This window comes from Peribacillus sp. QJM3NY_7 (genome assembly GCF_056173225.1).
This window is the reverse complement of record NZ_CM149663.1, coordinates 2,523,480-2,539,437: the sequence shown is the minus strand read 5'-3', so window position 1 is coordinate 2,539,437 and position 15,958 is coordinate 2,523,480. Positions and strand designations below refer to the sequence as shown.

The 15,958-nt window shown below is 38.2% G+C and carries 17 protein-coding genes; 5 read left to right on the top strand and 12 right to left on the bottom strand.

Annotated elements, in window-relative coordinates; genetic code table 11:
* Nucleotides 1-96: 96 nt before the first annotated feature.
* Complete coding sequence (locus tag AC0VX1_RS12100; protein WP_475471415.1) at nt 97-1,701, bottom strand: phosphodiester glycosidase family protein; 1,605 nt, start codon at nt 1,699-1,701, stop codon at nt 97-99.
* A gap of 256 nt (nt 1,702-1,957) precedes the next feature.
* Here AC0VX1_RS12100 and AC0VX1_RS12095 point away from each other — a divergent pair, with 256 nt between their 5' ends.
* Entirely contained in the window at nt 1,958-2,266 is a 309-nt protein-coding gene (locus tag AC0VX1_RS12095; protein ID WP_400449211.1) for a hypothetical protein, read from the top strand.
* A 96-nt stretch (nt 2,267-2,362) separates the two neighbouring features.
* Here the strand turns inward: AC0VX1_RS12095 and AC0VX1_RS12090 are convergent, their stop codons facing one another.
* Nucleotides 2,363-3,325, bottom strand: coding sequence for a peptidoglycan-binding protein (locus AC0VX1_RS12090; RefSeq protein ID WP_400449210.1), 963 nt, complete (start codon nt 3,323-3,325; stop codon nt 2,363-2,365).
* Between the two features lie 383 nt (nt 3,326-3,708).
* Nucleotides 3,709-3,918 (bottom strand): hypothetical protein, encoded by a 210-nt coding sequence (locus AC0VX1_RS12085; protein WP_475471412.1) that lies wholly within the window; start codon nt 3,916-3,918, stop codon nt 3,709-3,711.
* A gap of 537 nt (nt 3,919-4,455) precedes the next feature.
* Between AC0VX1_RS12085 and AC0VX1_RS12080 the strand changes: the two genes are divergently transcribed.
* From AC0VX1_RS12080 to AC0VX1_RS12070, 3 genes are all read left to right on the top strand, one after another.
* Nucleotides 4,456-5,277: an alpha/beta fold hydrolase gene (locus tag AC0VX1_RS12080; RefSeq protein WP_413021113.1), complete on the top strand. Its 822-nt coding sequence runs from the start codon at nt 4,456-4,458 to the stop codon at nt 5,275-5,277.
* Between the two features lie 22 nt (nt 5,278-5,299).
* Nucleotides 5,300-6,511: a SpoIIE family protein phosphatase gene (locus tag AC0VX1_RS12075; RefSeq protein ID WP_475471410.1), complete on the top strand. Its 1,212-nt coding sequence runs from the start codon at nt 5,300-5,302 to the stop codon at nt 6,509-6,511.
* Between the two features lie 1,022 nt (nt 6,512-7,533).
* The gene (locus tag AC0VX1_RS12070) at nt 7,534-8,448 is read left to right on the top strand and encodes an iron-hydroxamate ABC transporter substrate-binding protein (RefSeq protein ID WP_063576316.1); all 915 of its coding nucleotides are present in this window, start codon (nt 7,534-7,536) and stop codon (nt 8,446-8,448) included.
* A 223-nt stretch (nt 8,449-8,671) separates the two neighbouring features.
* Here the strand turns inward: AC0VX1_RS12070 and AC0VX1_RS12065 are convergent, their stop codons facing one another.
* The 7 genes from AC0VX1_RS12065 to AC0VX1_RS12035 form a co-directional block, all read right to left on the bottom strand.
* A complete protein-coding gene (locus tag AC0VX1_RS12065) occupies nt 8,672-9,127 on the bottom strand; it encodes a DUF600 domain-containing protein (protein WP_475471407.1) in 456 nt (151 codons plus the stop codon).
* Nucleotides 9,128-9,144: 17 nt separating this feature from the next.
* Nucleotides 9,145-9,558 carry a DNA/RNA non-specific endonuclease gene (locus AC0VX1_RS12060; protein WP_413021228.1) on the bottom strand — a complete coding sequence of 138 codons (414 nt, stop codon included), beginning with the start codon at nt 9,556-9,558 and terminating at the stop codon, nt 9,145-9,147.
* A 197-nt stretch (nt 9,559-9,755) separates the two neighbouring features.
* Nucleotides 9,756-10,112, bottom strand: coding sequence for an Imm3 family immunity protein (locus AC0VX1_RS12055; RefSeq protein ID WP_137024583.1), 357 nt, complete (start codon nt 10,110-10,112; stop codon nt 9,756-9,758).
* A gap of 28 nt (nt 10,113-10,140) precedes the next feature.
* Nucleotides 10,141-12,153, bottom strand: coding sequence for a deaminase domain-containing protein (locus AC0VX1_RS12050; RefSeq protein ID WP_475471405.1), 2,013 nt, complete (start codon nt 12,151-12,153; stop codon nt 10,141-10,143).
* Nucleotides 12,150-12,440, bottom strand: a complete 291-nt coding sequence (locus AC0VX1_RS12045) for a YwqI/YxiC family protein (RefSeq protein WP_440439355.1) — start codon at nt 12,438-12,440, stop codon at nt 12,150-12,152. Before AC0VX1_RS12045 ends, AC0VX1_RS12050 begins: the two co-directional genes overlap by 4 nt.
* A complete protein-coding gene (locus tag AC0VX1_RS12040; RefSeq protein WP_475471402.1) occupies nt 12,440-12,868 on the bottom strand; it encodes a YwqH-like family protein in 429 nt (142 codons plus the stop codon). Before AC0VX1_RS12040 ends, AC0VX1_RS12045 begins: the two co-directional genes overlap by 1 nt.
* A 230-nt stretch (nt 12,869-13,098) precedes the next feature.
* Nucleotides 13,099-13,347, bottom strand: a complete 249-nt coding sequence (locus AC0VX1_RS12035) for a hypothetical protein (protein ID WP_475471400.1) — start codon at nt 13,345-13,347, stop codon at nt 13,099-13,101.
* A gap of 344 nt (nt 13,348-13,691) precedes the next feature.
* On the opposite strand from AC0VX1_RS12035, the gene AC0VX1_RS12030 reads away from it, so the two are divergent.
* Entirely contained in the window at nt 13,692-14,096 is a 405-nt protein-coding gene (locus tag AC0VX1_RS12030) for a hypothetical protein (protein ID WP_048680706.1), read from the top strand.
* 149 nt (nt 14,097-14,245) lie between these two features.
* Here the strand turns inward: AC0VX1_RS12030 and AC0VX1_RS12025 are convergent, their stop codons facing one another.
* On the bottom strand, nt 14,246-14,539 hold the full coding sequence (locus AC0VX1_RS12025; RefSeq protein ID WP_063576323.1) for a hypothetical protein: 294 nt from the start codon (nt 14,537-14,539) through the stop codon (nt 14,246-14,248).
* 347 nt (nt 14,540-14,886) lie between these two features.
* Nucleotides 14,887-15,897 (bottom strand): serine hydrolase domain-containing protein, encoded by a 1,011-nt coding sequence (locus tag AC0VX1_RS12020; protein WP_475471398.1) that lies wholly within the window; start codon nt 15,895-15,897, stop codon nt 14,887-14,889.
* Nucleotides 15,898-15,958: the final 61 nt, after the last annotated feature.

The window sequence follows — 15,958 nt, the reverse complement described above, 5'->3', positions numbered from 1 at the left end:
GAAAAAAAATCTCTTCAGAAACATAACTGAAGAGATTTTTTTCGTGACGACCCGCTTGAACCAAAACGATGAATGAAGACAATAATCCCTGCCCATCTATTCTACTAACAGAATACCGTCGGCAATCGGGCGTTCACCTGCTGCATCAGATGGTCTTGTGACTCGGTCATCCCCAACTGTCATGGTCGTCGATCCGCCGCCGTCAAGATTGATGGCATCGACTGCCCCTAATGACTTCATGACTTTCGCACTTTCTTCAAAATTAGCTCCCACGCTCCATCCGGGTGCGCGTCCATCAATGGTGACCAATAATAGATTGCCATTCTCTTTGATTCCTGCAAGCGTTCTTGGATTACGACGTTCCCCAAAACGATAATAAAAGCCTGGATCTTCTTCCCAGTGAAAGCCTTCCTCTACGGCATTAATGGAAATTTCTCCGTTTTCCAATAATCGAGGACCTCCATTAATCATACTTGTAGTTTGGTCTAATTTTAATTGCTTTCCATCCCCGATGATTTTACTTTTCACTTGAATCTTCATTCCTTGCCGGGCATGGTCACGAAGCCACTCTGCCGCCTCCCCCGTTCCCGCAAGAACGGAACCACTGCTTGGAATGTCTCCCCCACGCTTGTTACGGATTTCCGCCACTACCCCGGCATGATTTACTACCACTTCCATACCGTCGCCCGATTCTGTCTTTTCTCCAAATACGGACGTATATTGGATAAGTTCACTTCCATCTTTACAAGTAAAATCATGTTTTGCCCGTTCTGTTGTCGTATCTCCTCCGACACCGCCACAATTGCGGATTAATCCTGGCTTCCGATTCAATCCATCCACTTCCCTAACCGCCCCATCAGATGAAGTAGCCTGAATTGACGTGGAAACAGATGCAATGTTTGCCTTCCCTTCAGCAGAAGATAAAATCAGAGCTGAACGTCCATTTATAGCTTCACTGACAAGTTGACCTTTGCTTGCGAATATACCGGCAAGATCGCCTGGTGTTCCATCCTTCTCTCCCATAACAAAGTATCCTGCATTAACTCCTGCAATGGCATCATTTCTATCAGCGATTTGGGTCAATGTTTCTTTTCCTGTCACTGCATCATTTGCTAATTCAGGCACCATATGCCCATTAAATCGATCCTGATCCACTTCAAGGACGTTCACTACCCATGGTCCTGTTGTTTTCTCTCCGTCTTCACCCGTATACACAGTCCGAAGTCCCGAATATCCCTTTTCAGATAACTTGTTTTTCATTTCGGCTGCATCCGCTTCCAGCTGATATTGACCGATGCGAACAATGTACCCAAGCGGTCCCTTTTTCCGGTCATCCACGGCCCGATCCGATTCTTTTATGATATGAGCCCTGTTGAAACCGTCTTTCTTTAAATTTCCCAACAATTCCTTTGCCTGCTTTTGTGTTTCTACAAATGCCACATCCACTGTGTAAAAGTCTTTAGAAGATGTTTCACCACGATTGATTTTGGTATACTTCACTCCTGGTGCTAGATTCATGGAAGTTCTTTTCTCCTGCAAATTTGGAGTTCCAAGCGGAAGTAAATGATTTTTCGTTTGCACTTGTGATTGAACATTCAATTTTGCTTGAACTGGAGTTTCGGGAATGGCATTTAAAAACATCACAGATGCCAGACTAATAGAGGCGATAGGCAAAATTGGGTTTTTCCATATTTTTTTCATTTTTTTCCTCCAATAAAGTTATGTCTTGCTTTAACTTTATTGGAGGAATGTGATGGAAAATTAAAAAAACTATTATATTTCAGTCAATTTTAAGTGAACAAAAATGAGCATAAATACACGATAAATATTACAATTCAGATCTGTGAATGGATAAATTTGAGTATTTTGTCTTTGTATACAGGTAATCAAAAGTTTTGCTGGATAATCGTGAATATTATAAGATATGTGTGGGGTTATCTCCTAGGAGGTGAAATTTATGGAAACAGTTAAAAAGAACTTGTTGTTAATACCAACCATCTTGTCGGTTATCAATGTCATCTGCCTTGCTTCATTCCTTATTGGACTTAGTGTTATGAACCACCCAATTTCAGGAATTTTAACTGATCTTGGCTTGTTATGCCCATTGATCGCAATTTTATCATTCTTCTATTTAGTGATTAAAGTCAAAAAGCATTCCGCATTAAAGTACTTTCATTTCGTAAATGCGGTTACATTTCTTGTCCCCATATGTATTCTTACGTTTCTTATACTTCGATTCCTAAACGATTGGGATATTTACTTTTAAAATGAATGCTATATTTTCATTTATACAAAAAAAGCCCTCATAGGGCTTTTTTGCTAAGCCACTTTTAAGCAATATAATTCTATTCCATTTCAAATATCATCCAAATAGTTTTGCAAAGGTATTTTCACCCGCGATGCCGTCTGCAGATAATCCATTGGCCCTTTGAAAAGCCTTCACAGCTATTTCCGTTCCGCTTCCAAAGATACCATCCATGCCATGTGGATCATGTCCTTCCAAATAAAGTGCAGCTTGAAGGATATAGGTGATATTCCCTTCCGCCCCTTCCCTAACATTAGGTGAAGCCGCTTTTGTTTGGGGTCCCCATATTCCATCAACATTGATCTTTGCACCATATTGTTTATTCAATTCGGTTTGAAAACCCTTGATCAGCGCTTTTTTAGTATTGGGACCATAATATCCATCAACATCTATTTTTGTTCTATATCTGCTATTTAATGTCCTCTGAATGGACTTGATAGTTTGGTTGCCGCTGTCCTTTGCTGGTGTATCTTTTACAATGACTTCTGATTCGACTTGTGTAGGTGGTGGAGTGGTTCCATTCACTTTTGATATCAGTCTAGGCTTTGTTCCCGCATTTAACTGAGAATACGTCAGTCCGCCCGTCATATCCAAGTGCGGATAATCTTTAAAGCTTGACCAATCCCCGCCCCATGCAAAGCCCAAGGATTTACCAATAGCCGCTACACGTCTCCATTTTTCATCAACTGTCCATATGCCATTCTTTCCATCATCGCTGACTATGACATAATCAATGGCTAGTCCATAGTTATGGTAAGATTGACCTGGCATCGCGTTGGTCACTCTCGGCTTCGATAAATCACTATAGTTTTTACCTTCGTATATATAACCTAGGCGACCTTGACCATATAATTTTGCTTGCTCTTCCATAGACCGATAACCTGCGCTGATTTGCACGAAAATGCCTTCTTGGTATGCCCGTTTAACCATTTCCAAAGCTGATTCTTTTACGACTGGATGAATTCCGCTGCCCATATTCTTTTCTGAACGTTCCAATAAAGTTTCTAATTTAACTGTCAATTCAATCACCTCCTAATATGTTATGGTACTAATTAGGAGATGCTTGTACCCCTACCTTGACGTTACAAAAAAATCGCCCTTTTTATGTGGATCTAGTAAGCTTTCATCGTTCTTAAATAAAAAAAGCACAACCCCTAATGGAATTGTGCTTTTTTATATTGGCTGTTTTCGCATACTTTGTTGCTATTTTCGAAGTAGTGCAGTGTGGTTGATTTCCCCTCCAGGTGCTCGCTTTGCGGGGCGGGCGGTGAGCGTCCTCGGCGTAAACGCCTTTGGGGTCTCACCTGTCCCGCTGCTCCCGCAGGAGTCTCGCACTTCCGCTCCAATCAACCTAAAATGGTTTCGTTTTAAAAACAACAATCTTTACGAAAAGGGCCTTTATATTATAGTGGCTTATTCTGATCTTCTTTATCTTTTCCAATGACTTTTATCAATTCATCCAGCTTTTCATTTCTTTCTTGATCTAATCTTGTCTTTGCATTGATGAATTTTATAATCTTAATTATGAAATAAACACTTAAAACAATAAGTCCCAAATAAAACAAAATCGGTATGAGTGCAAAAAGCCCTATTAAACTGCTGGCTTCGTCCATGAATAATCCCTCCCAAATGTAAAATATAGTATTATTATACAGGAAAAACAAAGAAGGCGTCCGATAACGATTTATTATTTCAATAATTATTTTGCGAAAAAAAACTGAAGCTAGTTATTAATAGCTCCAATTAGGGATCAGATAGGGTAAAAGAATATTCAAGGATTTGGGTCAGAAAAAGGGAGATGTTTAAGTTACCCATACAAAAACCCTTTATCTATTAAAATATAATATCATGACCATATATTTCTTAGCGATCTAATCAAAAAATCCCTCGTATTTCTTTTATACATGACCCCTTTTTATAATAAGGCTTTCCATATTATCAAGGAACGTTGTCGACCTTTTCCAGGTATAAGAGGTTCCTGTATACGAAAGACCGAGAGTTTCCAAAGTCTTGAAACTCCGCCAAGTGTATACCACTCTCCTCATTCCTGTTCAAGCTCAGACAATTTTCAGCTAAAGTGTAATCCTTTAATTCGAATAAGGTTAGTGTTACCATATAGTAAGTATATCTTCTAAATGAAGGAGCCAATCATGAATCCCAATATTTTATTGCGTAATAATGTAAAGATTAGAGGAAGAGGTACACGACCAATGATATTTGCACCAGGTTTTGGTTGTGATCAAAATGTCTGGCAATCAGTTGCAAAAGATTTCGAAGATGAATACCATATTATTCTATTTGACTATGTTGGGTCAGGTAATTCAGATATACAGGCATATAATGTGGAAAGATACAGTACCCTTGATGGGTATGCACAAGACGTACTTGATGTTTGTTCGGCATTAGACCTAAAAGATGCTATATTTGTTGGACACTCTGTTGGATGTGTGATTGGGATGCTGGCATCCATTGAACATCCTGAATGTTTTTCTAAACTTGTCCTTGTTGGTCCTTCCCCTTGCTACCTTAATCTCCCTAATGATTATTACGGGGGATTCGAGAAAGAACAACTTTTAGGATTGATTGATATGATGGACAAAAATTACATAGGCTGGGCAACCGCTTTTGCGGGAACGGTCATGAGTAATCCAGATCGCCCAGAGCTTAAACGGGATTTAGAGAATCGTTTTTGTTCTACTGATCCCATTATCGCACGACAATTTGCGGAGGTTACCTTTTTTGCAGACAACCGTAAAGATTTAGCAAAAGTAAAAGTACCATCACTCATTTTGCAATGTTCCAAAGATGTTATTGCTCCGTCAGCAGTAGGTGAATATATTCATAAGCATCTTCCCGATAGTACATTGAAAGTGATGAAAGCAACAGGACACTGTCCACATATGAGTCATCCTGAAGAGACGATATTCTTAATTCGACAGTTTTTGGATGAATTTCCGACAAACGATTTATAGATAGAGATGGGTGTGAATTTTTGTGAATGAACAACTGAATGAGGCACCCTGCGGATATTTAACTTTATCAGAAGAAGATGATATTTTATCCGTTAATCAAACCTTACTTAAATTATTGGGGTATAATCTCGATCAATTGCAAGGGCAGCCTATTAATTATATCCTTTCGCCTTCAGCTATACTCTTTCATCAGCTTTATCTGGTTCCTCTGATTAAATTAGAAAATCAGATTGAGGAAATATATATATCCTTAAAGTCTGTAGATGATGAAGAAATACCTGTGTTACTCAACGCTGTTCAAAGAGAGCGAGATGGAAGAACCATTATTGAGTGTGTGGTGATTCCAATGCGAAAAAGAAACGAATTAGAAAATGAGCTTCTTATAGCGAAAAAAGAAGCAGAGACCGCACTAAATGCTAGGAATAAGGCTTATGCTGATTTAGAGATTGCTCATGAAACGATGAAAATGCAAAAGAATAAGCTGATTGAGTTGAACGAAAAAAATGAAAAATTCAAAGTAGATACAGAAAGAGAACTGGGTCTTGCAAAAAAGATACAAGAGACACTATTGCCAGTTCCTATTATTAATGAACATCTTGAAATTCAAGCGTATTATAAAGGCTCCAATCAATTATCGGGTGATATATATGGTTTTTACCAAATTGACGCCCAGCGGTATGGCCTTATCCTACTTGATGTGATGGGGCATGGGCTTTCTTCTGCCCTAATAACCATGTCACTACATTCCATATTTGAAAGATTAATTTTAAAAGGTTCGGAAGTGAAAACGGTGATGAAGGAATTAGATGACCATCTTCATTCTTTATTCAAAAATACAAGTAAATCTTCTCATTACTGCACAGCCGTCTACCTTTTAATCGATACTGATAAGAGAGAAATTAATTATATCAATGCAGGCCATCCATCCGTTCTTTTACAGGATATAAACGGAAAACAATATGAGTTGCGTTCTAATCGGCCACCACTCGGGATGTTTGAAGATATACTTTTTAAAACAAATACCGTTACATACAATAAGGAAAGTATGCTGTGCCTTTATACAGATGGAGTTGAAGAACCTATAGGTTCAGACCGTTTATGCTCATTGTTAAAGACCTATTCCGCTACCCCTTTATCTGCACTTAAGGAGGAAGTTATACAAACGCTTAGATATGAAGAGGACACTCTCCAACATAAAGATGACCAATGTCTTATTTTAGTTAAACTAAAATAAAACATCGGGGTTGTGCTATCTGCTACATAACTAATCCAAGTTACTGTTCAATTTCTTGGGAGTTCGTATAATGGAAACTATGTTCGAAACGCTTCTATTTAGGGATTAACTTTAGTTCAATGAACTTTTATTTTCTATATCCCATGCTTAAAAACACTCTGCCATAATGGTTGAGTGTTTTTTCACCTTTATATATTTCAGCTCAATTCCACTAATATATATCACGCATGTCCAAATAAAAAAGGCAGCCACTGGGCCTGCCTCTGTTGAACAACTTATATCCAGTCATTCATTTAGTGATTAATGAAAACGGCGCTTGTTTTTTTTGCATTTGCACTTACATTTACAACGCTTTCCAGGAAACCATACTGTACTTGGGTCATTGTTCTCAAAACATTTTTCTTCATAACAACAGTTTATCTCCATCCTAACACCCTCCTTACTATTGTATATGCATGGACTGATGGAAGGTGTGGACAAGTTGCTAAAAGTTTAGACTGAATGCAAATCAATTCATCATGATTCTGTACAATTTCCAATGTATGTGGAAGCAGAATGAAACCTCCCCAAGTTTTATGGCCAGGAATAACAATTTTCGCATCATTATTTTCGTTCAAATATATATGACTTCTCAACGATTAAACCATAATATAGTTATGTAAACAACTACTTGTCATTATTTTAATAATAGTTAATCGAAAAAACCTCAATATCAAGTATTTAACGACGCATGTGGAAAATGATGAAATGAACCGAGCTATTTTATTCCTCTTCTTAGGATGCGGCACCCGGTTGAATGTGCTATCCACCTTTAACTACTAGACTTGGTTTACAAAGAAAAACAACAGATTAGCAGGGGTGACGGTTTAGTTCACGGAGTTTAGCAATCTGGCGAAAGTTATTGACAATGATTATCATTCCTATTAATATGTTGATGTAGTCATTGAAAATGAATATCATTATTAATTAGACATTTTTTGGTATATTTTAACCTACACTATAATCAGTAAGGAGAAAATCAAATGAAAAAGCTATTCATACCATTCCTGCTCTTGTTCGTACTTATCCTTAGTGCCTGTGGGAACAACGAAAAAGCGAACGAAAATAATGATTCCAAGACAAAATCAGAAACAATTACATATCAATCAGAAACTGGTCCTGTTGAGATTCCTAAAAACCCAAAAAGAATAATTGCTCTCTCCAATGGACCTAATGTATTGGCTTTGGAAGGTAATATTGTTGGAATAGATCAATGGACTAATATGAATCCCCTTTTTCAAGATAGACTTAAGGGCGTGGAAGTCGTTTCAGAAGATGACCTGGAGAAAATCATTGAACTGGAACCGGACCTAATCATAGCCGGATCCGAGATGAAAAATATCGGAAAGCTAAATGAAATTGCTCCGACTGTTGTATTCACTTGGGGGAAATTAGATTATTTATCACAGCAAATAGAGATTGGAAAACTTTTAAACAAAGAAAAGGAAGCAAAAGAATGGGTTAATGATTTCGAAACGCGTGCAGAAACAGCAGGAAAAGCGATACGTGCAAAAATTGGTGAAGATGCAACCGTTTCTGTCATTGAAAATGATGCTAAAGAGTTTTATGTATTTGGAAATAATTATGCACGCGGAACAGAAATATTGTATCAAGCAATGGACTTGAAAATGCCTGAAAAAGTAAAAGAAAAGGCACTTAAATCCGGCATTTATGTCCTCTCATCTGAAGTGCTTCCTGAATATACTGGAGATTATATTATCTTTAGTAAAAACCCGGACGTAGTTAATTCATTTGTGGAGACCGAAACGTGGAAAAATATACCTGCAGTTAAGAACGATCGTATATTTGAAATAAATAGTAAAGCATCCACCTACAGTGATCCAATCACTCTAGAACATCTTCTGGAATTTTTCGAAAAATCATTTCTTAACAAATAGTATGCAAAGAAGGAATTCTTTAAATGAGAATTCCTTCTTTAATGTTTTGTACTTGAATATCTTCCCAGAAAAACAAACAGCACCTGATGCCTTTTAGGCAACAGATGCTGTTAACTAGTTATATAAATTAATTCATTACTCACCCTGGTTATATAACTCCATGATGACATAATCTTCATGAGTTATGAATTCAAATTAGAGCATATCTTTAAATCTAAACAATTTAAAGATTAATTTTTTTTATCTCCTCAAACCACTCATCAGCAAAATCATCTGACGTTTTTATATCATCATTTGTATGTACTAAATCATACTTGTATTCAGCTTTGAAGTTCCCACTCTTAACATCATATATTAATTTCATCTCAGTGGGCATATCTCTTTCGTATTCTTTGCATAATACTTTTATTTTTTTGGCATCATCATTGATAATATTTAATACCATAAACTGTCGTTCTGTAGATACATCATATCCTTCGTCCCCATTTTCCAATGCATCGTTCACCTTATGACATTCTACATACTTATTGTTAATTAAATAAAAGAAACTGCTCGATATCATATCTTCTTCACATGAAGCATAAACATATACTTTATCGGCTCTATCTTCAACATATTCCATACAAATGGATATCATATCAGCTTGCAATTCACTAAATCTATCTTCAAATTGTTTCATACTATATTGCACTCCTTTTATAAATTTTTAAATTTTGCACTGCGAGGCTTACCATCAATAGTGTAATTAACTATAAATTTGTCTGGGCGCATATCATTCCCAGAGTAATTTATAGCAACATCAACTGTTACTTTTTTGGGAGGTGTTTCTTTTAGAGCTGCAGCCCATAGTTCTTCAAGTTTCTTATATTGCTCCAAATTAACTTCAGATAATTGCGAAACCAAATTATCAATTTTAGGTGAGCCTCCAAACCTATCACCTGCCAAATGCCCTGCATGGTCTTGACCTTTTCCTTTACCAGGTGTGTTTTTGCTGTGTGACAATCTATCTGTTCTCGTTGTTAATTGTAAATTTTCTGTTTCAAATTTTACAATCCTACCTACATTATCTGTTTCATAAAAGTAATCATACTCTCCTGTTTTATATCTAATATCAGGATTATAGTTCTGTAGACAGAAAGCTAAGCTTCTTTTTTCTATTGGAGGTTTAATAAGGTTCCGGAGTTCAAGCTAACATTATTAAAATTGAGCTAATAGGTGAAATAAATGTTCCAAGACGATTTTATTAAAAAACCTTGAATGGTTTTAGCCATTCAAGGTTTTTAATATTTATTTTTCTTTCACAAATGCTATTCTGCTGAGGAATTATAATCTACCTCTGCATTTCTTAGTCCCTCTATTACTTTATTTATTCGTTTCGATAAGTCTTGTATCTCTTCTAATGTTAAGTCAGCTTCTGCTTCTTGTGGGTTAAACATGCTTAACCTCTTTGTTATACCTTCAATGCGCCCAACAAAAACTTTTTCATGGCCAATTGCAATTTCTCCAATAGCTGTATCAACAATAACATCTTCTATCTTGCCTAATCTATCAAATTCATCAGCTAGTTTTGCTATAGCATACCTATATCCCCTATCTTCATCTAACAACTCTTCATATGTCTCCTGAATTGCATCAAATAATTCATTATACTCCCAGTCTTTCACTAGTTTTCCCCTCCAAAAAAAATTAAGTTTAAGGAATAATTCTATTACCATCGTTGTGTATGACTTCTAATTCAATATTTTTATATTTAGCAGCAAACTCTGCTATGACTTTACTGCAACTGTCGCAAGTATCCAATTCTGTAAATAACTTAATTTTCCCTGTAGCTTGTGTATTCTCTCCAAGCCTAGAAGCAATGTCATTTAGTATTTTATACTCCGTATCTGTATTCCTTAAGTAACTCTCTCCCTCTTTACCAACTGCTTCCGTAGCTTTAAACATTGGATTTTCAGGTTGTAAAGAAATATCAGGCACCTTATCCTCAAGACTTCCTTTGAGTTCATTTATGCTACTTTGAGCATAAAATTCAGATTTACTTATCCCACTGACATCCACTTCTGCAACAGCAAAATTACCAGATTTCTTATACCTACTTGTTAAATTCCCTCTTAGCTCTTTCACTTTATCAATTATATGTGTTTCTGCTACTGAATCTATTTGTCTAGTTGGATACACTTTACCCGTACCCTTAGGAACACTCTCCCCTGAAACACCCTCTACTTTGCTATCTTTCACCGTGAATTTCTGATAGGCTTCCTTAATTGTCTGCTTTTCAAGCATAACATGGGGAAGGCTTGGTCCTCCTGCGAGTGAAACTTGTTCCACACTTATCCGTTTAGGTATTTCTTTTTTACCTAGTTCGTCACCTATATTTTTTAACGTGGTTTTTCCTGATCTCGCGATGTCTGTTATTGTAGCTTGAACCTTCTGAACCTGCTTTTGCGCAAATTCCTTGCTGTAAGGGACGAACTTTGTACCACTTGCTACTTTATCGGCGACCTTCGCCGCACCAGCCACACCGCCGATGCCTAGTGCCATCAACAGCCCGTTCTGGCGCTGTTCCTCGGTTAGCTGGTTGCCGAACATGTCTTTGCCTGTGGCCGCTTCACCAAGGCCGTTGGCTGCGAGGAGTCCGTATATTCCGTATTCGGCTTTCTGGAGGAGGCTAAAGCCTTTTGTCGTTTTATAGGCATCGAGCGCGTGGTTCGCTGCATTGAGTCCTTTGGCCGTTTTGTAGATGGCGTTGCCGCCTTTGATGGCCCGTCCGGCCCAGCCGACGACGGGGATGAATCCAGCGGCGGCCATGGCACCGGCGGCGATTCGTTCGGCATCGGACAGCTTGCGGCCCGTTACTGGATCGACTCCGGTCGAGGCCCTGATTGAATCATAATATCCCGTGAATTCCCCTGTAAAGGTTTTTGTCGTATCCCAGGCCTTTTCGTACCATGGACGATTTTCGAGTTCTTCCATTTCCTGTTCGATTTTCCGGGCTTCTGCTTGTTCCTTTTTGAAGGACTGATAGTCTTTCATCTGACCGGCGACTTCATCCTTTACTTGATAGACGTCACTGCTCTTGAATGCCGATTGGTTGAATGTCATCGGCGAGATGTTGCCGTCCTGCTTGGTGGCATCAAGCAAGGCACGGAAGAGGCCAACGGCGACGTTTTCCTGTCCGATGGACACATCATATTCCTCGACCAATTGCCGGTCGACATTCTCGACCTTTGTCACGGTGTCATCCAGCCTGTGTCCGGCCAGCGTGATTTTTTCATTAAAGTCCTTTTGGTTGAACATATCAAGAGGCAGGATATCGTCAATGCTATTCAGGATCCTTTGAAGGTCGTTCGCTTGTTGATCAACAAGCGACTTCGCTTGGTTGATGCCGTTTGAGACTTCGCCATCTAAAAAGGGGACCTCGACCACCGTATTTCCGGAGAGGTCCGCTTCTTCCAGATTGGCCGGTATGCCTTCCAAAAAACTGATCTGGGTTGTGAATAATTCCATCCAGGCGTCCGCCACCTCGATTTGCGCTTCATAGAAGCTTTTGATGGCGGTAGCACCGGCTCCCTGAAACTCGTTATCAAGGCCGACAAGGCCCTGAAATTCCTTTTTCAGGGCTGCGACTTCCTTCTTTAGATCTTCATATTGCTTGGCTCGCGACTTGGTTGCGGCCGTCAATGTCTCGGCTTCATATATTTTCATCTCACAGGATACCCATGTGAAGACGTATGAGAGATGGCTTCATCCTGTTCTTTTAATAAGTCAATGTTGGCACGGGTATCTTCCACATTTTTCTGGACGATTTTGATATATTGCTCGAAGACCTTCTCCAGGTTCATTTCCCGATCGATCCATTTCGAAGTGAATTCCAATTTATTGTTGCCAAGCTCGCCTGCCGGCAAATTTCCAAGCGTGACTGTACCAAGTGCCGTCTTCACTTGATCGACTTGCTTCATTACGGCAGGATGATTCAGTTTGATTGTCGTCATTAAAACAACCGCCTTTTTAAATCGGATATTTTACTTTCCAGCTGCTCAAATGCCTCTTCGCCTTTGTTCAAAAGAGAGTCGGCTTCTTGGGCTATATTCCCCGCTATGCTAAGAAGCGTATTCTCGGCATTCAGCTTTGTAATCATCGCTTCGATTTTCCATTGGTAATCATCATAATCGTCATGAATGATACTAAACATCACATTATAAGCATCATGACGTGCATCCTGAAAGTGATCCGAACGGTTCCCTGTCCAGCTGCCACCAAGCTCAGGCTCTTTTATTTTCCTAATCTCGTTAAGACACATGCTCTGTTCTTTTATAATATCGTTTTTTGCATTTTCTAATCGTTCAATTTTCACATTTAAATCAGCTTTTTTACTGGAGATAGCAGAGTGTATATTACCCAAAATATCTGCATATACCATGAAACTCACCTCAGAAAACAGTATAATCCTACACTAACTGTCATATTTTTCTTATTTAACATTATAAGGATTAAAGTCCGAGAGTTAAATAGGGAGAAATATGCTATTTTATCAGTTGAAAGAGAAGTTTGGCATAAAAAAGTTCCTACATACCATATTCTTTATACCCGGCATTTTACCAATTTTAAACAAGTAAACCCCTTGGATTCACTATATAAACGTCCAACACTTCATTCAAATTGCCCTTGACTGTATCTATGCAGCAGGTCATCCCGAACATATTCCCTGCAAGAGGAGGATAAATGTGACCGCTCGGGATGTATCAAATCACCAAAAGGCAAATCACCGACAAATTTAACTTCACCTTTAAAATCCTGTCCGGATTCAGCATCAAAACCGAGGACCTTCACAAAGCAAGTTTTGTGTCCGGTTTTCATAAAATCAATTACTGTTAACACATGATTATGTATATCATTCATACTTTTTTCCCCCAACCATGAAATCATTAAATAAAAACATTTTTTACTAGCATTCCGATTAAAACAATTATGGTTTAGATCGCTAAGGTGTTAAAACATTGGAAATAGGCACTCCTGCTTTCCATGATTTACTTTATTTTTCTATGTATTTTGTTCAATCTACCCTTATTTAGCTGAAGTTACATGAACTGATTTCTTCATTTATTTATGTTTTTTTTTCGTTTCCAAGCATGTTTATGATTTCCCATTACTTCCACCGAAGGTCAATCTGACAGCCTCGAGGACCTCTCCTCTTCTATATAGATTTATAACCTGCTATAATCTAAGGATTGGAGGTGTGAGAAATGAAAGAAATCATCCAGATATTAGCTGAAATCGTCAATAATCTTCACGATTTCATCCTATTCTTTGTAAGTGACACATTAAATTCAAATGCAACGGACAAAGATTTGCATTTTTGGATAATGGGAATCATCGGTATCATCATATTTTTGTTCGTGTTATTTTTATCTAATTTAATTGCCCGGATGCGTTTTGGGATAACGATACTCTCTTTCCTTTATACCTTTACAGTCATGGTTGTTTTAGTATTTGCCATAGAGATACAGCAAGCCCTTACCAGCAGAGGAAATATGGAGTTTCAAGATGCGGCGATAGGCCTATGGGGGTTCATCGTATTTTTCATGGTTTTTGCTGTACTATCATCCCTATTCCTATTGGTGAAGAATTTTTTCAAGCAATCAAAATAAAGGTAACGATAGGTCACCTTGCTTAAAACATTCCTAATGCCTTTCAATAAATGGAAATTCGGGTTTTGTATTGGCGGGAATGATAGATTCTCTGCAGCATCATCATAAATCGAAAGCAAGGTTACAGAGAAGCAAATATGATTTGAGGATTACTTCGATTCATTTTCATTGAATAAATCAACGCTGAACAGATTAAAAGAATCGTCGTCATTAATACGTTCCTGATCATTTCCTGATATATCAGGACTATTTTCCCTGCGGCGGCGATTTACTTCCCTTAATTCCGCTTCCAGGAATTCCGCTTGTTCGTGGGAAAGCTTGATCGTGATTTCATTATTTTGATCATCTGCAGCTTTCAAGAGGACATAGCTATCCGCAGCATTACGTAAAGTCACATTGCTTACTGTTAAGTTCATGTTCGCTAGTTCATATCTTGCCTTCATAATGTAAAAAGAACCTCCATCGGAAAATACCGGATAAAATAAAGTATATTAAATATACTCTACTTCAAGATATTTAAATATACAAATTCTTTGTTTGGAAAAGCCTTGAAACCTAAGAAAGCTAGCTCCTTAAAGATTTCCGACAATAAAAAATGGGTGTGCCGCATCATTAAAGCTTCGTTCTTGAATAAGGGTACAGAAGGGGTTCTTCCCTTGAAACTCCAGAAGTTCTGGAACCAATTTAGCTATTGAATGCGAATTCATCCCTTTCTTAAAAAATACTTGAATGAATTCAGTTTGAATATAAACAATGGAACCCTCCATTAGTGGAAAGGTTCCATTTATTTTTATAATTCTTTCTCGATCGCTCTAGTAATATGGTATGGACCCATGCCTTTATTTGAAGTAATGACGGTTCTCAATCGCTTTGCCGGATATACCGCAGAATTGAAACTTACTCCCGGGTCAAACCCCATAAGGTGGTATTTGAAAATCGCGTCATTTTTTTTACGGATCCATATACCATAGCCATAGTATTCCCCATCATCTTCTGTAGCAATATGGGTTTCCAATAAGAGATTGGTATATTCTTGCTTCAGTAACTGATTGGAAAATAACCCCTCCCAAAACCTGAACATATCTGATGTGGTAATATACGCCCCTCCATCCGCACTGCCTTTGATGGGAAGGGAATAAACGTTGGTTCTCCATGCTCCATTTTCTTCGTCTATGTACCCTAATGCAGTATTTTTAGGTAGCTGATCCATGGAAAAATAACCGGAATTTTTCATTTCACAAGGCAGAAAGATGTTCTTGTCGATATATTCGGTAAATTCAAGTCCGGTTAGTTCCTCAACAATCAATCCTAATAAAATATAGCCTGCATTATTGTAATGGAACCTTTCCCCGGGTTGAAACATCATCACCTCATTTTGAAACATTGGCAGGAAATCCTTTAATCCTTTTACATGGTACATCGGATTATTCTGCCATAGCTCCTCAAAATCATCCATCACTTCTTCATCAAAGTAATCAGGGATGCCCGAAGTGTGTGTTAAGAGGTGATGTATGGTCACATTTTGATTGAAATCAGGAAACACGATCCGAACACAGTCTTTAAGTTTAGAATCGAACCTAAGTTTTCCTTTTTGTATTAACTGGCAAATGGCTATCGCGGTAAACAGTTTACAACCGGAAGCAATACCGAACCTTGTTTCTGTCGTATTCATGATTTCGTCCGCTCGATTGGAATAGCCATGTGCTGAACTATGGATCAGATCATCTCCCGCTTTCACACTGATTACACCCGAGAATTCAATTTCCTTGCTCGTTGCTTCAATATTCTTGGATATGTCCATATGTAGAGTCTCCCTTGCCGGTGAATTTTTCATTACTGATGTGTTGGCAAAGGTGCTTGTT